The sequence below is a fragment of the Clostridium sp. ETTB3 genome (genome assembly GCF_053571985.1).
On record NZ_CP199832.1, the window covers coordinates 2,484,586 to 2,508,244 of the forward strand.

A 23,659-nucleotide genomic window follows, 5' to 3' on the forward strand; every position below is an offset into this window, starting at 1 on the left:
TCCTTTTAAATATTAGATTTATTAAAACATTCCTTACTTATTTTAGAACCTTGTACTTGTACCACTTCACTTGCAATCTTATTTGCTAATTTACATCCTTTTATAAAGTCATTATTTTCATTTAAATAATTACTCCAAGAATAATTAAAATTCATCTTATCTGCCCATAAAGAATATGCTGAAATAATTGTCCCAATATGACTATCCCCTGCACCTATTGTATCTACAACTTTTACTTTTTCTCCCTCTATATGAGTAATGTTTTTTCCATTATAAAATATTACTCCTCTTTCCCCAAGAGTTATAAATACAACATTTTTAGTTAATTCATATAATCTTAAAATACTATGATTTATATTATCCTTTTTAGTAAACTCTAAAGCTTCCTTTTCATTAAGGTGTAATATTGGATTAATTGAAAATATTTTTTCTAAAGTATTTTTACTTATATTGTTAATAACTGGTCCTGGTGCAAAAAATATATTTTTATCACTTTGATTTAACAACCAATCAACTACTATGTCACTCTTATCTCCACACAGTTGATAACCAGCTAAATATATATTTTCATATTGATTCATATTTAAATTATGAAACCATTCTTTTTTATGATTTGCTTCAATTCCATTAACAGTAATAAAACTTCTTTCACCATTTTCTTCTACCAAACATAAGCAATAGCCATTATCCATTTCTAAGTCATTAATTAATATTTCATATCCATCTTCATTCAATTCTCTTCTTATTATATCTGCATAAATTCCACAACCTACTGGCACAAATAAATCATGTTTTACATTAAAGCTTCTTAATATATTTGAAACATTATATGCACATCCACCTATAGTTAATTTTCTTTCAGTACATAAAATATCTTCGCCACTTTTAGGTAACCTTGGAATTTTCATAATAATATCCACTATTGCAGCTCCAAGTACTAAAGTTTTCACTAAATACACATCCTTCCATTCATTAAAATAGAAATATAACTGTCAAAATCAATATCATTTGCTTTATTTAAAGATTCAATATATTCTTCCTTTATATAATCAAGTCCCTTAAAAGCCCCACAAATTGCCGTTGCCATTGCTCCAATTGTATCAGTATCACCAGCTAAGTTTGCACAAAGTAAAGCACACCTATTAGGATATTGTGCATAGTAAGCTATAGAAATTGCAGATGGAACAGATTCACTTATATTTACCCCAGCTCCAACTATGTCATATAACTTTTCTAAAAATAAATTTTCATTATCCTTATATTTATTTGCTAAATAAATACCTATTTTTATTCTTTCTGTTAATGATGGACTATAGGTTTCAGCTCCTAACCTTCTAGCAATTGGTTCCATTTCAAAAATATCTTTTATAACAATATCAAAATCATTATTTTCAATGGCAGAACTAACAGCAACTGCTATCATTGCTGCTCCTGCAATTGTAATATCACTAGTATGAGTTACCTCTGAAACTTCATAGACAAAGTTAGCTAACTTTTCTTTATCATGTGCATTAAAAAGACATCCTATAGGTGCAATTCTCATGGCTGACCCATTTGATAAAGCCTTATCTGTAACAGCTTTTGAATTTATTCCATCTCTAAAGTTAGCTAATGCAACTTTTGATGTTGGTCCTAATATGTTATTTTCAAATGCCTTTTCTTTTTGTGCCCATTTTAAAAGTTTAGTTGCAATATCCTTTGAATTTGGTTTAAACTTTGTATCTTTTAATGAATCTATTATTACAAGTGCTTGTCCAGTATCATCAGTAAATTGGCCTTTTTTATAGTTACAAGCTACTGAATTTTCCTTTGGCCCATCTAATAAGCCTTCAATTTTACCAAAGTATTTTCTTACTTTTTCTCTTCCCCATAGTTCTGACGGCATTCCCATTGCATCTCCTAATGCCATACCATATATTGCCCCTGCAATTTTATCTCTCATGTTACCACTCCTATATATGTAAATTTATTATATTTTCAATTGTATATACATTTGTATTATTGTGTCAATATATAAGTTTAATTTAAGTAAAAAAACAGTGACAAGCTTATTCTTTAATATAAGCTTGCCACTGTAAATTTTTAACTTCCATGAGACTTTGAGAATTGTAAAAGCATCTTCTTACTATTGAAAATTTTTAAATAGTATTTCTACTTTTTCTTTTTATATATAAATGCTCCACCTATAGTAATAAGTAACCCTAATATTATCGTTGGCATTTTACCAGTCTTAGGTAACTTATTAATTAAGTTACTATTTTCAACTTTTTCTTCTTGTCCAGGAAGTTCAGGATTAATCTCTGGTTTCTCCGGTTTAACTTCTGGTTCTTCCGGTTTTACCTCTGGTTTCTCCGGCTTAACTTCTGGTTCTTCCGGTTTTACCTCTGGTTTCTCCGGCTTAACTTCTGGTTTTTCTGGTTTTACCTCTGGTTTTTCTGGTTTAACTTCTGGTTTTTCTGGTTTTACCTCTGGTTTCTCCGGTTTAACTTCTGGTTTTTCTGGTTTTACCTCTGGTTTCTCCGGCTTAACTTCTGGCTCTTCTGGTTTTACCTCTGGTTTTTCTGGTTTAACTTCTGGTTCTTCCGGTTTTACCTCTGGTTTCTCAGGCTTAACTTCTGGTTCTTCTGGTTTTACCTCTGGTTTCTCCGGTTTAACTTCTGGTTTTTCTGGTTTTACCTCTGGTTTCTCCGGCTTAACTTCTGGCTCTTCTGGTTTTACCTCTGGTTTCTCCGGTTTAACTTCTGGTTTTTCTGGTTTTACCTCTGGTTTCTCCGGCTTAACTTCTGGTTTTTCTGGTTTTACCTCTGGTTTCTCCGGCTTAACTTCTGGCTCTTCCTTCTTAGGTTTAACTGTAACTTTTCTTATTGCAGTAGTGGTATTTCCATCTGAATCTGTTACTGAATATGTAATTTCATATATACCTGCAACATTAACATTTACATCCCCTGTAACTATAAGCTTATTTGTTAAATCTTTATCTTCAGTATCTGTTACCGTTACTCCTGCATACTTATCAAATTGACTTTCAAATTCTATTGATATATCTTCTGCTCCTAATATTACTGGCTTATCATTACTTTTTATAAAATCATTTTCTACACTATCATTAGAGTTTGTACTATTAGTATATCCATTAGCTTTAGCTACAACTTTAAATGAATATTTTCCAGTTTTATTGAAGAATTCAGATAAATCATAAAAATTATTTATAGTTTCTCTTGTTCCAATTACTATATTATCTCTTAATACAGTAAGTTCATAAGATGTTGCATTTTTAACTGGATTCCATTTTGCAACCTTCCCCTCCCAACTTAATCCATCAACTTCATCAAGTGTTGGCTTTATAGCTTCTTTTACATTTACAATTGCTACTCCACTCTTTGTTGGATCTACATTAGAAGTTGCCTTTACTATTAATCTATTACTTGTTTCATTTTCAGCTATACTAATTTCTCCATTAGCATTTATAATAGTATCAATGCTATTATTTCCTTCAATTGTCCAAGTAACACTATGAGATAAATCTTCTACTTCATTTACAACTACAGTCGATTTAAATTTATATGATTTTCCTTGCTCTATTTCAACTTCATTAGGTGAAATTTTTACTTCTTGAATAATTATTGTTTCTGGCAATACAACTACACTAACTTCATATGTTTTTGTAGTAATACCATCTTCTGCTGTAACCTTATAATTAACAGCTCCTTTTGAAAAGTCAAAAGTAGAACCATTCCAACGATCTTGCTCTAATGTCGATCCCTTATAATAAGTTGGTGTAGGTTTTAACTTAGTAATATCAGTTCCATAAGGAACAGTAAAAGTGATAGTATTATTAATATTATCTATTATCCCTTCAATATCATTATTTAAATGATTATTATGATCTTTTTTAAGTGTTAATGCTTCTAATAATGGTTCATTAGATATACTTTCCACATTAAAAGTAAATGTAACATCTGTTGAATCTCCATTTTTTCTTGTTATTGTATATGTTATTTCATATGTACCAATTGTAGTTGCAACTCCTTCAAATCTAAATAAATTATTTCTATCATTAGGTACATAAATAGCTTTTATACCATCCGGCAAACTACCTGATTTTATAGTAGTTGTAACATCATAATTTGCATATAATAGTGGCTCAGAAAATAAATATGACTTTTGTCCTACAACAGCTCTAAAAGTTTCATTTTTCATTGCAATTTTTGTATTTATATTTATTTTTCCCATTGATGCAAAAATTGCTCCTGATTGCCCTGGTAATAATGAATCATAATATAAATATAGAATTCTTCCATCATTATCTCTAACTGTTAATTCCTTGTTTAAATCTATAGCTTCTGCATTAGGAGCATTAGGTAAGGCTTGAGCAACATGTAAATTATATTTTGAAAATTCCCTTGGGCCAAATACTTCTGACTTACTTCCATCATTATATGTTACTTGGAATCTAGCTCCTGTTAAATCTAATAATTGACTTTCTGCATAAACAGTTTTATTTGGCTTCTTAAGTGTAGTAATAGATTTAATTTTCTTTTCCACAACATTAATATTAATATCAACATTCTTATTAATATAAGTTAATGTTGTAGACTTATCTGTAATTTTAAGTGGATTTAATAAATTGCTTGTAAATCCAGAATATATGTAAGTATAATTTTGTTGTCCATCAAGTTTTGCTTTTAAAACAACTCCTTCAGTACTATATACTTGATTTTCGAAATATATAACTTTTCCTTGATTTACAACTTGCAAATCTTCAACACTTTTAGGTTTATTTACATTATACGTAACAGTAAAAGCATTACCTTTATAACTACCATTAATAACCTTTGAACTTCCTTCTATTGTTGAATCAAAATCTGATATATTAAGCATATATTCTTCCAATGGAATTTCAGTTCCATCAATAATTAACTTTGCATTTATTAAAGATAACTTTTCTCCTATAAAATAAGTATCTTTAGATAACTTTGCACTAACATTCATACTTTCATTTGAATCTAAGAATATAGGCGTTTTATCCCCATCTAATTCCATCTTCCAAACAGAAGTAAAATCCCAATTAATAAAAGTACTTTTATCTTGTAATTGAGATAAGGTTCTCTTATATTCAGTTTTTGTAGGCTCACTACCTATAGAATTTATGTTGTCTAATGCATATGAATTTAATATATATGCAGTAGACCCAAGAGCACCTATAAGTTGTCCTATTTGAGCTGAATTGCTATTAACATTATTATAACTCAATGATGTTATAGAATATGAATTTTTCAAGCTTGCCCCAACACCAAAACTCTTATAATAACCAATTATTCCTCCCATTTGTAAGTTATAAGTTCCAATATTATTTTGATTTACTACAATACTACCTTTAGAATATGAATTATTAATCCTTCCTTGATTATATCCAACAATTCCCCCTACAATAGCATCACTAACTGTCATTATTATATTAGCATTACCATTAAATGAAGTTCTTTCTATAATACCTGCAGGCTCATTTATACCAACTACTGCACCAAATATAGGTGTTGAAAACTTATTAGGTGTATATAAGTTAATATCAAAGCTTCCATTTACCTCAATATCAGTAATAGTACCACTATTAGCTTCAGCAATTGTTCCTATATATCCTGAATACTCACCATTAAAATCAGCATTTATTTTTAAATCACTAATTTTTCCATAGTTATTTTTAACTAATGCCTTATTTAATCCATTAATAGTATATCCATTTCCTTGAATTACTCCATAAAATTTTTCTACACTAAAGTATTCTCCTTGCTTTACATCTATATTGTTTCCAAGTTTAAAATAAGCATTTGGATACTTACTTAAGGCATTTAACTCTTGTACATTTTTTATTATATATGGATCATTGATTGTTCCATTTCCCTCTGATGGCTTAAATATATCTAAGTCTTTTGTTACTCCAAAAAATTTAATATCATTTCCTGCATCATTAGGAACAACAAATCTTCCATCCTTTGCTTTTACAACTATTGCACTTGTTGGTTCTAATGTAATAGATTGTCCACTTTCTCCCATATAAACAGGGTAACTTGTAATCTTTTGTTGAATTACTGGATCGCCATAAAAGCTATATATTCCCGTTTTTTCTTGAGAAAAAGCTGCTACATAAAAACTTCCAAGTAATTCTTTAAAAGTTCTCCCCTTTAATCCATCAACCTTAGAAGTTAATTCATTTATAAACTCTTCAGCAGTTTTTCCTGCCGCATTTATTTTATAAATTTGCTTAAAGAACTCCATTGGATTTGTACCCTTAGTTGCTTGGCTAGCAAGATATCTTACAAATAAATATTGCATAGAATAATCTTGAACTGTACTATTTCTATATGAGTCATATATTAATGATGTTCCATTTCTAATAATTACATCATTGTTTATTTTAGATAACCAACCATTATTATCATAATATCCCCAAAGGTAATCCATTGCAGCTACAGACATTCCTTCATTAAACCACAAAAGGCTAGTTGATATATTGGCTTGTCCATTACATGCTAATATATTAAATAAAGCATGTTGCACTTCATGAACTAATAGTCCATTTGTATTATCAAATCCACCTTCATTAAACTTATTTGGATCTGATTGAGTATTAATATGTACTCCTGTTATATCTTTCTCATTATTATAATATCCTGTACTATTATTGTTAGTTACTTCTAAAAAAATTGATAACTTTCCTGAACCATCTAAATAAGGAATATTATTATCTGATAATTCATTTAAAAATTCATAAGGACGTCCCTCATAAACTCTTATCATTTCCTTAGCAGCTAACTCTGTTTTACCTTGAACATTATCATAAGAAGATTTTAAATTATTTTCCATCCAAATATAAGATTTATCACCTATACCAATTAATGTATATGTATTATTTCCTATATTTTTTTGTTCTCCAATACTATATGTATTATTTTTTGCTTTTTGAATTTGTTTAATTTCTTCACTTTCAGTATTTTCATTTTTTAATTGGTTAACAATTAAATCTTCATTTATATTTTCTGATTGTGAATTAATTTCTTGGCCAATTCTAGTATTATTATTATTTTCATCAAATACAATTTTACCTGTTGATTGATTTTCTTTTGAACTAGTGTTAACTATAACAACATATTCAGAATTTAATACATCATTTTTTACGCCTTCTGTAACAGCAGCTGTAACGCCATATGTAAAATTTGAAAAGATAATCATAAATATCAAAGAAATTGACGTAAATTTTTTCATCTTCTCCCTCCTCTTAAGTTATTTTTATTAAAATTAATATAGTATTTAATATGAATATTATATTAATTTTATGTAAAGTTACAATAAAATTATAGCATTCCATTAATTTTATGTAAACCTTATTGTAAATAGTAAATCCATACTTTTTTACTCATTGGTGATATGATCCAATATTCAGGCACACCATACTTTTCATATAAATCCTTTTTCACAATCAAATCATCATCAGCATTAGATGGACTTAATACCTCTACAACTAATTGTGGGATACCTATATAACCCCTATAGAAAATTTGATTTTTATCACAATAAACAGCAACATCGGGATAAAACCCCCGGGGCCTTGAGACTACTCTTGCTCTTTAATCTAAAATTTCTTTAACTTTCTCTTCTGATATCTTACATATTTTTGATATATTACCTATTGTTTCTCCTTGGCTAGCTAATTTAAATACCTTTTTAGTAAGATTAATTCCTTCTTCTATTCCCTCTTCTCTTCCCTTTTCTATCCCTCTTTTTTCTACTTCGGGGTCATATAATGTTTTAGTCATTGTAGTCACCTCATTTTCTATATTTTCATCATTCATATAATTTCTATTTAAATATTCTATTAGATTTTGTATAGCTAATAGCATCTTATGAAAATCTTCACCTAATATTTCATCAGCTTCAAATAATATTGCTGATTGTTTAGCTAATTTACCAGCAAGTTCTTTAGCATTATTAGATAATTCTTTTATTCTATTTAAATCCTTCTTATTATGTGCCTTTTCTAACTCTTTTCTTAACTTAAAAAGCTGTAATGGTATTAAGGGATACATCTTCTTTTCTCTAACTTGTTCATCACTGTATTCCCAATATTTCATTACATCTACTGTATAAATAATCTCCTTCTCATCTGGAAATATTATTTTTAATTTTAATTGATTTTTAATATTTTTATTTTCTTCAAAAAATATTACTTTTTGCTTTGGGAAATATATAGTTCTTATGTCTTCTGTATAGTTCTTAAAACTTTTCAGTTGCTCTTTTCCCTTTTTAAAACCATACTCAAACATCCTAACAATCATTGTATTATCATTTTTTGTTTGAAATTCTATATGATAACTTGCCTTATTATAATCTTTATTAAGAATATCAAAAAACATATCTCCTCTTAATATTCCTAAATCATCTTCAACAAACTCATTATTACTAACAGTTAATTCTACTTCATCTACACTAAAATTTTCATTAAATATTCCATTTAATAACTTCACTAATACCTTATTAGATGTTGAAAATAAAAACTTTAGAACTTCATCTAATTTTACTTTCTCTTTTTCCAACTAAACACCAATTTTCTATATTTATATTATAGCCCATATTTATTTTTTCTTAAACTAAAAGGCTAAATATTCATAATTTGAACATTTAGCCTTTAACTTAAGCTTGCCACTGGAAAATTTTAAAACTCCTGGGGAGCCTTGAGAGGGACGAAGTCACTCTCTTGCTACACCCACATCCATTGAAACAAAATCAATTAATGCTTCTCCTGGACAAAGTACTTTTTTCATAAATAATCACCCTTCATTTAATAAATCTACTACTTATTCATTACACTTCAATTGTCCAAATATCAAAGCTATTAAATACAACATTTCCATCAACAGCTTCTAAATTTACTTTATTACTACATTCTAATGGATAAATATTATTTGACATAGCTACCTTATTATCATCAGTAAATACTTCAATAGATATATTATCAGAGAATATATTGACAGATAATGTATCTTCAAATAAATCTAAATCACAACTCTTAATCCCTTTATTGTAACCATCACAATTATTTCTATCAAATATTAACTGCTTATTTTCAATATCTAATTTTATAATAGCTACACCATTTTTATTTTCTCTTAACTTAATAATTAATTCCTTAGCAGTTGTAGATTTTAAATCAATATTAAATAACATTTCATATCTATTTCTATGGCTGATTTTTATATCTTTACTTCCATTAAGAATGCTTAATTCAACTTTATTTTCTTCTTTTCTATAATTCTTAATCTCTTCTACTGGTATGAACTTTAATTTACCAGTTTTCTCATCAAGCTTAACTTCCCTAGGTAAAGACATTGCTCCATTCCACTTATCTTCCATATTAGGCCCAAAATCACTAAACCATTCCATCCAAGGCCAGCTATTAGCCCAACCTATTATAATTCTTCTACCTTTATCATCTAACAATGATTGTGGTGCATAAAAATCACATCCAGAATCTACTTTTCCCTTTTCAGTCCATGTAAACTTTCCTGTAGAATAATCCATATCTCCAATTAAATACATTGTAATTGTAGTACCTAACCCAATCGGTGAGAACATTAAAACATGCTTATCTCCAACCCTAAAGAAATCTGGACACTCCCACATACTTCCTAGCTCACCATGAGATTCTGCTAAAACACTTACAAACTCCCACTCTCTTAAATCTGGTGAACTATATAATAAAACTCTTCCTTCATTATTTTTAGTAGTTCCTATAACTACATACCAAAGGTCTCCCTCTTTCCACACTTTCGGATCTCTAAAATCTCTATTTCCTTCAATAAAATTAGGTAATATTACTGGATTTCCTTCAAACTTCTCAAAATTTACTCCATCATTACTTGTAGCAATACATTGAACTTGAACAGTTCCTTCTCCATTATTAGTAGTACCTGTATACATCAAAATTAACACTCCATTATCATCTACTGCACTACCTGAGAAACACCCTCCATCATCATCGTCATCATAAAATTCACTAGGTGCTAATGCTATCGGTAAGTGATTCCACTTAATTAAATCTTCACTTTCTGCATGTCCCCAATGCATTGATGCCCATTTTGAATCATAGGGATTATATTGATAAAACAAATGATATTTACCTTTGTATTGGATAAATCCATTTGGATCATTAATCCATGATGCTGGCGCCATAAAATGATATCCTTGTCTATATTTACTTAAAGCTACCTCATCTTTTATTGAATCTACATATTTTTGTGCTTGTTCTAATTTCACCTTATGATTATCTGCCATATTAAAACCTCTCTAAAATAATATTTATTTTTCCTTTATCCCTTAATTCCACTAGACATAATACCTTGTACATAATATTTTTGTAATAATAAATATACTATTAATATAGGAATTGTTGAGAATACTAATGCTGCCATAATTGGAGCATACCTTACTGGTGGATCTGTAAAGAATCCTTGTATAGCAAGTTGAATTGTCTTCTGTTTTGGTGATGTTACTGCCATTAAAGGCCACATAAAATCACTCCAATGAGTTACAATTGTTAATACTGTTGCTGTAGCTATTACTGGTTTTGTATTAGGTAACACTACTCTTACAAAAGTTCCAAATACTCCACATCCATCAATACTAGCTGCTTCCTCTAATTCTTTAGGAAGAGACATGAAAAACTGCCTAAATAAAAATATATTAAAGCAATTACCTATAAAAGGTACAAATAATGCAAAGAATGTATTTGTAATTTTTAATGTATTACTTACTAAATATAATGGTAAGACTACTGTTTCAAAAGGAACTATATATAATGCAATAATTGCACTTAATATAAAGTTCTTTCCTGGAAACTTTAATCTTGCTAATGCATATCCACATAAAGCATTAACAGGTATGCCTATTAAAAGTATTAATCCAATATATATTATACTGTTCATTGTACTTTTTAATACTAATGATCTAGAGAGCATTTCCTTATAATTATCTAATGATGGATTAGATACAAAAAATGTTGCAATAGAACTCATATCTTTAAATAAATCAGCCTCTGGCTTTAATGATGATATAATCATCCATACTAATGGTAATACAAATATTAATGCTAAACTTATTTGAAATACATATGCTAAACCTTTACCTAAAATCCTTTTCTGTTTTCTTTTCATAGTCTTTCCCTCCTAATCACCATTTACATTACATATCTTCTTCACAGCACCTGATACTATTAATATTACTAAGAAGAAAATTACTGCTATTGCACATGAATACCCAACATTTCTATATTGGAAACCTTGTTCATATATCATATATGCAAGTGTTTTAGTTGATTCATTAGGGCCGCCTCCTGTCATTATATAAGGCTGTGTAAATAATTTAAAAGCTTGAATAGTAGTAATTAAAATTACAAAACTTGATACATTTTTTATACATGGTAATGTAACATTTTTAAATTTATCCCACCAATTACAACCATCTAAGCTTGCTGCTTCATAAAGTTCTTCTGGAACATCTTGTAAACCTGCTAAGAATATCATCATTTGATATCCAGCTGCTTGCCATATAGACATGAATATAATAGAATTCATAGCTTGTTTCTCACTTAATAAGAAAGGCTGTGATTGTATTCCTATAGAATTTAAAAGTGAATTTATAAGACCACTATCCTTGTTGTATAAGAATGTCCATAATATAGCTACAACAACCATTGAAGTAACAACAGGACTAAAGAAACAAATACGTGCTATTTTTGATGTTTTTAACTTTTTATTAACTAGTAATGCTAATCCTAATGCAACTATAGTTTGAAGTGGTACTACAATTGCTGCAAAGTATACTGTATTAAATAAACTTTTATAAAAAGCTGGATTCTTTAAAACATCTATATAATTTGTTAATCCAATAAAAACCTTTTGTGCTGGCTTTAACATATTATATTGTTGAAAACTATATCCAAAAGCAAGTAGAGCTGGTAAAACTAAAAATACACAAATAAATATAACTGCTGGTAAAACAAATACTATTCCTGCTACTGCTTCTTTACTCATTGATTTTTTTAAAGCTACATCTGTCTTAATTTTTGCATTTCTCTTAACTGTTAGCATTGATACAATACCCACCTTTCTAAGAGAATTACGACTAAAAGCCATAATTCTCATTATTTATATATTAATTATTTCTCTTTATATCCTCTTCAAAACGAGTAACTACTTTAGATAAGGTTTCTTTAACATCTACTCCTGTTCTTATATCTTGTAGTGCTGATGCAAACTCATTTGATAATACTGGATAAGATGTTGAAATTGGTCTTGGATGTGCTGTGTTTATTACTTGATCCTTTATAACCTTTCTACTTTCATCTTGATATTCTTCCATAGTATCAAATACAGATATTCTTGCTGGTGGTTTGCTTATAGCTGAACAATACTCTTGTACTTCCTCTGCTGATGTTAAGAATTCAACTAACTTAGCTGCTGCTTCTTGATTTTTTGAACCTGAAGTAATACCAAAGCACCAATCCCCTGATGGTGAAACTACTTTACTAGTTTCAGAGAATTTAGGATAATATGTTATTCCATAATTAAAGTCAGGATAGCTTTCTTCTATTGTTTGAATTTCCCATGATCCCATTAAATACATAGCTGATTTTCCTTCTTCAAAATCATTTGGTAATGGTTGAAGATTTATTAATCCTTCTACTGCAAATTTTTGATAAAACTCTAATGCTTCAATTGATTTATCAGAATTTAAATATCCATCAATTTCTTTACCATCCTCTGAAAGTAACTCTCCTCCATTTGACCATATAATTGGAGCAAATCCATAAATTTGACCTTCTCCTAAATCCCATTCTAAATTAATTCCATACATATCATCAGTTTTTAATTGTTTAGCTATTTCATATACTTCTTGCCAAGTCCAAGCATCTTCTAATGTAGTTGGAGCTTGTATTCCTGCAGCATCTAGAACATCTTTATTATAGAATAAAACTACAGTAGATTCTGATGCCCCTAATGCATATAATTGTCCATCAACTGTTCCTTGAGTAATTATTGATGGAACAAAATCTTCTAGCTTGTCCTCAGTGAAATACTCATCAATTGGGACTATTATTCCTGAATCTGCATAATTAGCAACTGATGGCCCATCCATGGCTATAATATCTGGTAAGCTACCAGAAGTTGCAGCTGCATTTATTTTATTTTCATACTCATATCCATTTCCTCTTGGTATCATTTGTAAAGTAGCTTCTATTTGTCCTTCATATAACTCATTAAATTGTTCTATTGCATCCTTGTAATATTCTTGTTCTACAACTTGTCCTTCTTGTGTCCAAATAGATATCTTCGCTACTCCATCTTCTGTGCTATTATTTGATGATGAACATCCAGTAAAAGTAGTTGATAATATTCCCACAGTTAAAATTAAAGATAACAATTTCCCTCTTCTTCTTGCCATTTATACCACCTCATATTTTTATTATGTGCTAACCGGTTAGCACATCGTTGTATACGCTTTTTGTTAATGTTTACATTTATATTATAGAACCATTTTTTGGTATATGTCAACGGGTTTGCAGAAAATATTTTTTTGTTAATTTTATTAATTGACAATGCTACTTTTTGGATATTAAGATATAAAAGAGGTGAGTAATTTGACGAATATAAAGGATGTAGCTATTAAAGCTGGTGTATCTGTTTCTACCGTATCCAGGGTAATGAATAATAGAGGCTATATTTCACAAGCTACCAAAGATAAAGTTTTTAATGCTATGAAAGACTTAAATTATCAACCAAATGAAATTGCTAAAAGTTTATTTAAAAAGAAATCTAATATAATTGGTTTAATTCTTCCTGATATTAGTACTCCTTTCTATGCTGAAGAAACTAGATATATCGAAGAAGAATTATATAAATTAGGATATAAGTTAATGCTTTGTAATGCATATAATAGCAGTACTAGAGAACAAGAATATATAAATATGCTTTTAAGAAATCAAGTAGATGGAATTATAATAGGTAGCCATACTTTAAAAATTGAAGATTATTTAAATCTAAACCTACCAATTGTAGCCTTAGATAGATATTTAGGAGATGACATTCCTGTTGTATCTGCAGATCATATGGAAGGTGGTAAATTAGCTGCGCTTGAATTGTTAAACTGCGGTTGTACTAATATTCTTCACTTTTCAGGAAGCTCAAAAGTACCAACTCCATCTAATGATCGTCATAAATCTTTTAATGATACTCTAGAAGGAAGAAATGTTAAAGTAAATACAATAGAATTGCCTATTAATTTCTTTTCTTTTTCAGACTATTCTCCAATTATCCAAGAAGCACTTGATAATAATCCTAACATTGATGGTGTATTTGCAACTGATACTATTGCTTTAGCTACAATTAAGGAATTAAGTAAACGTAATATAAATGTTCCTAAGGAAGTAAAGGTTGTGGGCTATGATGGTTTATCTATTTGCGCTCTTACTTATCCTAGTTTAACAACAATACAACAACCTATTAAGGAGTTATCTAAGCAAGCTGTAAAAACATTAATGAATCTGATTAATAAAATTAATACTTCTATTGAGAAAAAAATTGTTTTACCTGTGTCATTGGAAAGAGGTAATACTACTCTAAATTATCAAAAAAGCTACACAGTTGAATCTTTTATTACAAAATAAAAATATCAATTAACCAAAAAACAGAGACAAAGTCTATGCTAAGCATAAACTTGTCTCTGGAAAATTTTAAAACCACAGTATTCCTTGATAAATGGCCTTTCTGTTATTAATGTACCTCTATTTTTCAAAAGCCCTACTACACTATAAATTTTTGTTACTTCTAAAGCCTCTTCTTCAGTCATAGCTGGTAGTATTGTTGGTATTCTTTTTGCAACCATTGATTTACCACATCCAGGCGTTCCTGACATTAATAAATTATGCCCTCCGGCTGCTGCAACAGCCACAAATTCAAGTGCACTATCTTGCCCTTGAACATCTTGAAAATCTATTATATATGGACTATCTAATTTATAATTATCCTTTTTATCTTTAATTGGTTCGTATGGCTTTACTCCTGTTAAAAAATCTGTTACCTCATTTAATTTATTAAACGCAAAAATATTCATATCACTAATCAAACTTGCTTCTGTCATATTATCTCTTGGTACTATTACATTCTTAATTCCTTTATTTTTAGCCTCCATAACCATTGGTCAAACCCCAATACATGGCCTTAAATCTCCATTTAATGATAACTCTCCTATAAATGCATATCTCTCAACCTCTTCTACGAATATTTGAGCAGATTGAATTAATAAAATTTTCCTCCTGCGCTCCAATATATATTAAATAACTACACCACCTATATTCATCAGGCGTTTCAACCATTCTTGCTTTTACTAGATTTAAATGAATATACCTTGAAGTTTCAAGCATGTAAGTGTCATCTTCTATAATGTCTGCACTATATCTTCCTTGAAATAGTGCACCTACATAGTTATATTTTTTATTAAAATACCTTGCATATATAGAATGAACTCATGCTATAAATCTCCATGGTGGCTGTACTTCTGTTTTTAAAAGTAAATGTACATGATTATCCATTAAACAGTATGCTAATATTTCATAATTATAAGTATTAAAGTAAAGCAATGCTTCTTCTAAAATACTTAAATATATTTTAAAATCTTCTTCATCTCTAAATATATCATTTCTATGATGTCCCCTTGCTGTAATATGTGGTATGTAGCTCCTTCATACCATTCTCTTTTTTCACTTGTCATTTTTCCCTCCTTATGCTTATACGTATAAGGAATATTCTTGACCTTTATATTTTTTCTAGACATAAAAATCTTACTTATTTAACAAAAAAATAGTGATAAACTTATGCTTTCACATAAGCTTGCCACTGAAAATTTTAAAACCCTCGGTAGTCCTTGAGACTATAATTTATCTATTTCATCAACTCTTAAGCCAGTTAATTTTGAAATCATTTCAATAGGTAATTCATTTTTCTTCATATTCCTAGCCACTTCTTCTATTCCTTCTCTTTTAGCTGCATTCAATTCACTAATCTTATCTCTTAAGGAGTTTGCTCTCATATCATATAGTTCTCTTTGTTTTTTATCATTACTCATTCGTATAAGTTCATCTTTTGCTTGTCGTATTTCTTCTATACTTAATTCTAATCCCCTAACCTTTTCACTTTCTGGATCCTTTAAAAATTCTGTCCATGCAACAAGCATATCCTTTTCATCACTAGAATCCTGTAACTTTGGAATTTCTATAAAGTGAACTTCCATAATATCTGTTAACTCTTCATTACTTTCAATTTCTTTAAATCTATATCCTGTATGAAAATTATCTGTTTTAAGATATTTAAAATTAAGAATATTAATACACACAGTTCTTGCTAATTTTGAATAATCTTCTTTTTCATTTAACTGTTCTTCATACATCTTACTTAAATAGTAAAGACTCCTCTTTACCATATTATTTTCATTTTTTAGTTGTATTTCAATATTAATTATCTCATCATTACTTGTTGTAGCTTTTACATCTAATCTTGAATATTTATCCTCAATATATTGTTTTTCTATGTCTGTTTTTTTTATATCAACACTTACTATTTTCTTTTTCGGCTTTAATGTTGCATTCAAAAATGATATTAATATTTCTGGATGATTGGGCGAGCCAAATATATTTTTAAATACAAAATCTACTTTAGGATCTAATAAACCTTTACTCATAACTTTCTCCTATCAATATAATTACTGTATATTTTAATTATATCCTACATTAAATATGTTATAAATAAAAATCTCTATTAATAACAACAGTGACAAGCTCATGCTTTTGCATAAGCTTGTCACTGAATTTTAAAACCCCCGAGGGTCATTTTCGATATATCCAGAAACTTGTCTAATATAGCCTTTAAGCTCCATATCAAGCAAAATTTCTTCTAAATTATCCTTTACAAAATTCAATTTTATCTTTAATTCATCTACTGACATCTTATTTTTATCTATTAATTTAAGTATTTCCATTTTTATTGAACCTAAATTTTTATCCTTTTCTAAATTATTACTACAAATCTCAACCTCTTCTTTAATAATACTTTTAACAGATAAATAAGGCTTAGCCCCTTCACTTATTAACATATTAGTACCCTCACTACTTTTATTATTAATATTTCCTGGTACAGAATATACTTCTTTCTTATATTTCATTCCACAATGTGCTGTATATACAGCTCCACTATCCTTAGTTGCTTCAACCACTATTATTTTTTCTGCTAACATTGCCATAAGCTCATTTCTTTTAATAAAATTACTTTTAATATTACTTGTACCTGGCTCAAATTGCGAAATAACTGCTCCTTTTTTTATTATTTCATTCATTAATGTTAAATGTTCAATTGGATAGCATATATCAACTCCAGTTCCCACTACTGCAATAGTATAATTATCATTATGTAATGCTACTGTATGTGAATATCCATCTATCCCCTTAGCCATACCACTTATTATAGGTATATTTCTTTTTGATAAATTTTCAGTTAACTCAACTGTTATATTCTTACTATACTCAGTACATCTTCTAGATCCAACTATACATACAGCACTGTCAAATTCCTTTAATTCTCCCTTAACATATAATATTATAGGTGCATTTTTAAAATTTTTTAGTTGCTTAGGATAATTGCTACATTCCATAGTTATAATCTTGATTTTACTTCTTTTACACTTGTAATATATCTCCTTACTTTTACTTAAATCTTTATTTTCAACTATTATTTTAGCTAATTTATCACCTATTCCCTCAACTTTAATTAATTCATCATAAGTTGCTTCATATACAAAATCTATTCTTTTAAAAAATTCTATAAGATTTCTTGTAATAACCGGACCAATTCCTTTAATCTTGCTTAACCAAATATATAATATCCTTCTATCCATAATCTTATACTACAACCATAGTTGCTTGCTCCTTTTCAATTTCCCTGCACATAAGAGCCTTTATTATATGTGATTTTAATATATTTTTTTCACCTGCCATGTCAGCAAATGTTCTTGCTACCCTTAAAAATTTATGATATGTCCTTGCACTATATTTAAATTTATCGTAAGCAATCATTAATACCTTCATACTTTCTTCATCTAACTTACAATATTCACTTATTAATTCTGGTGTCATTTGTGCATTACATGAAACCCCTATAATATTTTTATATCTTTCCCTTTGTATTTTTCTCGCAAGCTCTACCTTCTCCAATAAACTCTTTGATGTTGGCCCCTTAACATCATTAGCTAACTCCTTAATATGAACACTTCTAAAATATTTTTGTATATCAATTCTATCCATTATTGGTCCAGATAATTTTTGAGAATACTTAATAATTTCATAATCTGTACAATGACATCTAATTTCGCCATGATAACCACAAGGGCAAGGGTTCATTGCTGCTACTAGCATAAACTTAGATGGAAATACATGAGTATGTCTAACTCTAGAAATTGATACTTTTCCATCTTCAATTGGCTGTCTTAGTGCATCTAAGGTCTTCTTATTAAATTCTGCAATCTCATCTAAGAATAGTACTCCATTATGTGCTAACGATATTTCCCCTGGCATAGCAAACATGCCACCACCAACTAATGAGTTTGTAGATGCACTATGGTGTGGTGACCTAAAAGGCCTTTCTGTTATTAATGTACCTCTATTTTTCAAAAGCCCTGCTACACTATAAATCTTTGTCACTTCTAAAGCCTCTTCTTCACTCATAGCTGGTAGTATTGTTGGTATTCTTTTTGCAACCATTGATTTACCACATCCAGGCGTTCCTGACATTAATAAATTATGCCCTCCGGCTGCTGCAACAGCCACAAATTCAAGTGCACTATCTTGCCCTTGAACATCTTGAAAATCTATTATATATGGACTATCTAATTTATAATTATCCTTTTTATCTTTAATTGGTTCGTATGGCTTTACTCCTGTTAAAAAATCTGTTACCTCATTTAATTTATTAAACGCAAAAATATTCATATCACTAATCAAACTTGCTTCTGTCATATTATCTCTTGGTACTATTACATTCTTAATTCCTTTATTTTTAGCCTCCATAACCATTGGTAAAACTCCTATACACGGTCTCAAGTCCCCATTTAATGATAACTCTCCTATAAATGCATATCTCTCAACTTCTTCTACGAATATTTGAGCAGATTGAATTAAAAGTGCTATCGCCATTCCTAAATCAAAATGCGATCCGCTTTTCTTTACATCACTTGGTGATAAATTAATTACTATTTTCATTTTAGGAAATTCAAATTTACTATTTATAATAGCAGCTTCTAATCTTTCTCTAGCTTCTTTAATTGCAGTATCGCCCATACCTACAATTGATACCGAAGGCTTACCATATATAGTGTCTATTTCTATATTAACTACATATCCATCAATTCCACTTATCGCAAAACTTTTTAATACTGTTGCCATACATTTTTCACTCCTATCAATAATTCACATTTCAATTATTAACACTTTGATAGTACTCCTAAACTTATATTTTAGAATTTGTAACATCTCACAATTTTTAAATTTATCTTATCTCTTGATTTGCTTTAATTTCTTCTTCTAGTAACTTTTCTCTTAATTCTTTTAATTTCGTATATACAAACTCTCTATATAACTTAAATCTTTTCTCATATTGAAAGTAATTTAATATTATTTTTGAATTAATAAAATTTTCTTCTTGCTCTCCAACATATATTAAGTAACTGCACCATTTATATTCATCAGGTGTTTCAACCATTCTTGCTTTTACCGGATTTAAATGAATATACCTTGAGGTTTCAAGCATATAAGTATCGTTTTCTATAATCTCTGCACTATATCTTCCTTGAAACAGTGTACCTAAATAGTTATATTTTTTATTAAAATACCTTGCATATATAGAATGAACTCGCGCTATAAATCTCCATGGCGGCTCTACTCCAGTTTTTAAAAGTAAATGTACATGATTATCCATTAAACAGTATGCTATTATTTCATAATTATAATTATTAAAATAAAGCAATGCTTCTTCTAGAATAATTAAATATATCTTAAAATCTTCTTCATCCCTAAATATATCATTTCTATGATGTCCTCTTGCTGTAATGTGATATGTAGCTCCCTCATACCATGATCTTTTTTCGCTTGTCATTTCTGCCTCCTTATTGTTTATACCTATAAGGAGTATTCTTGACCTTTATATTTTTTTCTAAACATAAAACACATACTTATTTGACAAAAAAAATAGTGACAAACTCATGCTTTAACATAAGCTTGCCACTGGAAAATTTTAAAACCCCCGGGGGTACTTGAGAGGGACGAAGTCAATCTCTTGCTTATGATATTCTAAAAAAGTTAAATGATTTTGTTTTTAATCTATATAATCCTCAATATTTATTTCTAACTCATCCTTTTGTTTTTCATTCTCTACCCTACGACTATAATTAATCCACATATCTCCACTATTTAAAAATCTTTTAATAGCATTTTGTTTTCTTAAAAAACTTATTAAATTCCATCCAAAGTCATAATAAAAATCACTATAATAGACCTCACTATAATTTTTTATAGCTGCTATTACTTCATCCTCACCATAATTATTAATTGCATAATCTATTGCACTCTTAACTGATGGATATAATATTTTCTCATTGTTTATATTAGTTTCATTCCAAGTATTAAATATATTTATATATAATTTATTATTATTTATATATATATTATTTTTATTATTATTATTTAAATTATAGTTGTATCTATTTTTCTCATTACTTGGATAAATAATATCTTCATTAAGCTGCTTGTTTTCAGCATTTTCCCTACAGCTATAAACTTTCATATTACCTGGTTCAACATCAATACTAGTGTCTATATAACCACTATCTATTTTTATACCAGTATCATTATTACTACCAGTTATTTCACTACTATTATCTAAATAACCACTAGTTAATTCAACACCAGTATCTAAATTGCTACTACTATTATTATCATCATATGGTTGTGCATTATAATAATTCTCATTATTATAATGCTCCTCTTTACTACAATAATCTTTCTTTATATAATCACAAACATAACTTTTAATAATTCTATATTTATTAGTTTTTCCAATGATCTTTATTATTTCTATATAGCCCTTTTCCTTTAATGATTTTAAAATACTTAATACTTTCTTTTTACCTTTAGTTTGAAAAGATTCCATCAAATCATTAATTGAAATTGTAATTTCCTCTTTAATATCCTTAACCATTGATATAAACATTAAAAACATATATCTTTCATCTTTATTAATATTTTTATCATTAAAAACATTGCTAATAACATGACTATTACTATTCATCTTTCATACCTCACTTAAATATTATTTATTCCCAAGAAAGAGTAGAACTTAAGCTCTTAATACCCTTTATGTTATGGTAATATTTTACATAATATTTTTTACAAATTTCTTAAGAAATCCGATAAATTATCATACTTTTCTTTTACAATTTTCTTTTATGTAAATGTATACAAATTTAAGGCAGTAATAAGAAATGTAAATACAAATCTTATTACTACCTTTTTATATATTTAAGTTATTAAACAGTAAATTTAGTAACTTGTCTCTCTGTTACTTGAGCTGAGTATTTGGAAACTAATGCTCCCTTTTTATTTTCAAAAATGTTATTTGCAATTAGGCTATCCATTAAAACTTGAACCTCTTCATTTGTTATTCCAGCTTTAACATCTGAAATAGATATATTAGATTTTTCTCCTGTTTCAGTTAAAAAAGTCATTGTTAATGTATATTCCATAATTCACACACCCCACTTTTATTATTCTTGGATTTGAGACATTTCAGTTACATAGATATTTCTAGTGTTTGCACTAAGTAAATTTGAAACTATTCCAGCTACTTCTTGAACCTTATTAAGATCTGCCATTGGATACTAAGTTACCTATCTTCTTTTTTGTAAAGGTTGGATTACCATCCTTGCCAATTGCTGATTGCACTTCAATTGATAATACTGTACTTTCTAAAGCTTTGTTTGCCATAATAAATTCCCCCATTCATTTTTATTGTAAGTTTTTTATTTATTTGCCTTACACTTAATACATATCCATGAAGAAAAGTGTTTTTACAAAAAAATTAAACTTTTTTAATATTGTTGTATAAAAATTTCAAATATGGTCAAGCTATAGATATAGACATATTAATTAAAACCTCATACCCCATATACATGGACTACAGTTCCCCCACTGTAATCCTTTTATTGTAAAAAAATAAGCCATATGCTTATGCATATAGCTATATTATTTTAAAACCGCCGGACGTCTTTGAGCTGGAGGAAGCCAATCTCTTTCTCAATAATGAAAAGTAATAAGCCCTGTGTAGACTTCTATATCTATACAGTACTAAATGCTTTAAAATTAATCTATATATTCCATAGTAAATCCATTACATTCTGGACATTCTCCACTCGTACCAACTTCAGATGTTAATGCTGTATATCCACAATTTGAGCACTGTTGCCTCCTACTACCTTGTTCTCTAAAATAACAATCTTCGCACCTTTGTAGGCTTATAAAATAATCTGAACTGGTATCAATCTCACCACCACAAATATCACAACTTCTACATTCATTACAATAGCCTGTAGTATAAGCTTCATTAGTAGATTTATTACACCTTACGCAACAAGGAACAGGTCTAGCATTTATCTCTCCTGTATTTGGATTTATATTTATTAAGTTTGCATTAGGATCATCTATAATCTGCTGAACTGTATCTTCCTTCTTCTCAGCTGAGTTAGAACTATCGCTTTCTATACCATTATCATTATTAGTGTCTAGCTTACACTCTCTGCTCTCTTCCTCTTCTTTTTCTTTAGATTTTAAATCATCTTCATTAACCTTTGTCTTAGACCAAGTTCCCTTTTCACCACACTGTGGGCAAAAATCATATATTTCTTCTGCTTCTTTTCCACAATAAGTACAGTAAACAACAGTTTTTTTCTCTTTTATCTCAGTATGCTCCTTATTATTAATATCATTTTCTTTCGAACAGGATATTAATATGCTAAATAAAAGTATTGATATTAGTAGTAAAATATACTTTTTCATATAAAAAATCCTTTCTATTCATATCAATATAATATATACGTTATATGTTTATATGTTAGAATAGTAATTAAAAAGTAAATAGAGACTAAACTTTATTAATATATTTAAAGCTTAGTCCTATAAATTTTCTTACTTTAATTTGTTAATTTAATGAAATTATCATTTACTTTTTTATTCTTTTTCATATCCTGCTTTTTGTATTTGTAATGCATGTTCTAACTTATATATGCTTTCTATATAACTTTTGCCTAACCCAATATATTCACTTCATTTACTATATAATAAATTATATTTTTTATCTCAACACTTACTATTTTTTTAATTTTAATATTTCTAACTAGATTTGATAATTTAAATATATTTTAAAATACAAAATCTACTTTAAGAAGTTAATAAATTTTTACTCATAATTTTCTCCTATAGTATAATTATTGTATATTTTAATTATATTCTACA

At 28.5% G+C, this 23,659-nt stretch carries 19 protein-coding genes and 1 pseudogene; 1 reads left to right on the forward strand and 19 read right to left on the reverse strand.

Features of this window, described 5'->3' with window-relative positions; all coding sequences use genetic code 11:
- Positions 1-5: 5 nt before the first annotated feature.
- The 9 genes and pseudogenes from ACUN06_RS11940 to ACUN06_RS11980 all read right to left on the reverse strand — a co-directional run bounded on the left by ACUN06_RS11940 (position 6) and on the right by ACUN06_RS11980 (position 13,497).
- Positions 6-950: a PfkB family carbohydrate kinase gene (locus ACUN06_RS11940; protein WP_449389861.1), complete on the reverse strand. Its 945-nt coding sequence runs from the start codon at positions 948-950 to the stop codon at positions 6-8.
- Positions 950-1,942, reverse strand: coding sequence for an ADP-ribosylglycohydrolase family protein (locus tag ACUN06_RS11945; protein WP_449389862.1), 993 nt, complete (start codon positions 1,940-1,942; stop codon positions 950-952). Before ACUN06_RS11945 ends, ACUN06_RS11940 begins: the two co-directional genes overlap by 1 nt.
- Before the next feature lie 209 nt (positions 1,943-2,151).
- A complete protein-coding gene (locus ACUN06_RS11950) occupies positions 2,152-7,263 on the reverse strand; it encodes an immunoglobulin-like domain-containing protein (protein ID WP_449389863.1) in 5,112 nt (1,703 codons plus the stop codon).
- A 119-nt stretch (positions 7,264-7,382) separates the two neighbouring features.
- Positions 7,383-7,592: pseudogene (locus tag ACUN06_RS11955) on the reverse strand (Uma2 family endonuclease); the annotation flags it as partial.
- A 33-nt stretch (positions 7,593-7,625) separates the two neighbouring features.
- The gene (locus ACUN06_RS11960; protein ID WP_302538733.1) at positions 7,626-8,591 is read right to left on the reverse strand and encodes a hypothetical protein; all 966 of its coding nucleotides are present in this window, start codon (positions 8,589-8,591) and stop codon (positions 7,626-7,628) included.
- A 268-nt stretch (positions 8,592-8,859) separates the two neighbouring features.
- Positions 8,860-10,329 carry a glycoside hydrolase family 32 protein gene (locus ACUN06_RS11965; protein WP_331891413.1) on the reverse strand — a complete coding sequence of 490 codons (1,470 nt, stop codon included), beginning with the start codon at positions 10,327-10,329 and terminating at the stop codon, positions 8,860-8,862.
- Positions 10,330-10,364: 35 nt separating this feature from the next.
- Positions 10,365-11,207 carry a carbohydrate ABC transporter permease gene (locus tag ACUN06_RS11970; protein ID WP_291735642.1) on the reverse strand — a complete coding sequence of 281 codons (843 nt, stop codon included), beginning with the start codon at positions 11,205-11,207 and terminating at the stop codon, positions 10,365-10,367.
- A gap of 12 nt (positions 11,208-11,219) precedes the next feature.
- Positions 11,220-12,143, reverse strand: a complete 924-nt coding sequence (locus ACUN06_RS11975) for a carbohydrate ABC transporter permease (RefSeq protein ID WP_366846473.1) — start codon at positions 12,141-12,143, stop codon at positions 11,220-11,222.
- Between the two features lie 64 nt (positions 12,144-12,207).
- Positions 12,208-13,497, reverse strand: coding sequence for an ABC transporter substrate-binding protein (locus ACUN06_RS11980; protein WP_291735641.1), 1,290 nt, complete (start codon positions 13,495-13,497; stop codon positions 12,208-12,210).
- A gap of 196 nt (positions 13,498-13,693) precedes the next feature.
- Here ACUN06_RS11980 and ACUN06_RS11985 point away from each other — a divergent pair, with 196 nt between their 5' ends.
- Positions 13,694-14,719, forward strand: coding sequence for a LacI family DNA-binding transcriptional regulator (locus ACUN06_RS11985; RefSeq protein ID WP_302739863.1), 1,026 nt, complete (start codon positions 13,694-13,696; stop codon positions 14,717-14,719).
- A gap of 38 nt (positions 14,720-14,757) precedes the next feature.
- On the opposite strand, the gene ACUN06_RS11990 is transcribed toward ACUN06_RS11985, so the two are convergent.
- The 10 genes from ACUN06_RS11990 to ACUN06_RS12035 all read right to left on the reverse strand — a co-directional run bounded on the left by ACUN06_RS11990 (position 14,758) and on the right by ACUN06_RS12035 (position 23,203).
- On the reverse strand, positions 14,758-15,249 hold the full coding sequence (locus tag ACUN06_RS11990; protein ID WP_449389864.1) for an ATP-binding protein: 492 nt from the start codon (positions 15,247-15,249) through the stop codon (positions 14,758-14,760).
- A gap of 328 nt (positions 15,250-15,577) precedes the next feature.
- Positions 15,578-15,745, reverse strand: a complete 168-nt coding sequence (locus ACUN06_RS11995; protein ID WP_368043975.1) for a transposase — start codon at positions 15,743-15,745, stop codon at positions 15,578-15,580.
- 236 nt (positions 15,746-15,981) lie between these two features.
- Complete coding sequence (locus ACUN06_RS12000; protein WP_302570189.1) at positions 15,982-16,788, reverse strand: Rpn family recombination-promoting nuclease/putative transposase; 807 nt, start codon at positions 16,786-16,788, stop codon at positions 15,982-15,984.
- Between the two features lie 129 nt (positions 16,789-16,917).
- The gene (dprA, locus tag ACUN06_RS12005) at positions 16,918-17,997 is read right to left on the reverse strand and encodes a DNA-processing protein DprA (RefSeq protein ID WP_302570188.1); all 1,080 of its coding nucleotides are present in this window, start codon (positions 17,995-17,997) and stop codon (positions 16,918-16,920) included.
- Positions 17,998-18,001: 4 nt separating this feature from the next.
- Positions 18,002-19,540 carry a YifB family Mg chelatase-like AAA ATPase gene (locus ACUN06_RS12010; protein WP_449389865.1) on the reverse strand — a complete coding sequence of 513 codons (1,539 nt, stop codon included), beginning with the start codon at positions 19,538-19,540 and terminating at the stop codon, positions 18,002-18,004.
- Positions 19,541-19,643: 103 nt separating this feature from the next.
- On the reverse strand, positions 19,644-20,249 hold the full coding sequence (locus ACUN06_RS12015; protein WP_195516930.1) for a transposase: 606 nt from the start codon (positions 20,247-20,249) through the stop codon (positions 19,644-19,646).
- A 219-nt stretch (positions 20,250-20,468) separates the two neighbouring features.
- Positions 20,469-21,440 carry a hypothetical protein gene (locus tag ACUN06_RS12020; protein WP_449389866.1) on the reverse strand — a complete coding sequence of 324 codons (972 nt, stop codon included), beginning with the start codon at positions 21,438-21,440 and terminating at the stop codon, positions 20,469-20,471.
- A 238-nt stretch (positions 21,441-21,678) separates the two neighbouring features.
- Positions 21,679-21,894, reverse strand: a complete 216-nt coding sequence (locus tag ACUN06_RS12025; RefSeq protein ID WP_449389867.1) for a DUF2922 domain-containing protein — start codon at positions 21,892-21,894, stop codon at positions 21,679-21,681.
- A gap of 115 nt (positions 21,895-22,009) precedes the next feature.
- A complete protein-coding gene (locus ACUN06_RS12030; RefSeq protein WP_449389868.1) occupies positions 22,010-22,135 on the reverse strand; it encodes a hypothetical protein in 126 nt (41 codons plus the stop codon).
- A gap of 375 nt (positions 22,136-22,510) precedes the next feature.
- Positions 22,511-23,203, reverse strand: coding sequence for a hypothetical protein (locus ACUN06_RS12035; protein WP_302542584.1), 693 nt, complete (start codon positions 23,201-23,203; stop codon positions 22,511-22,513).
- Positions 23,204-23,659: the final 456 nt, after the last annotated feature.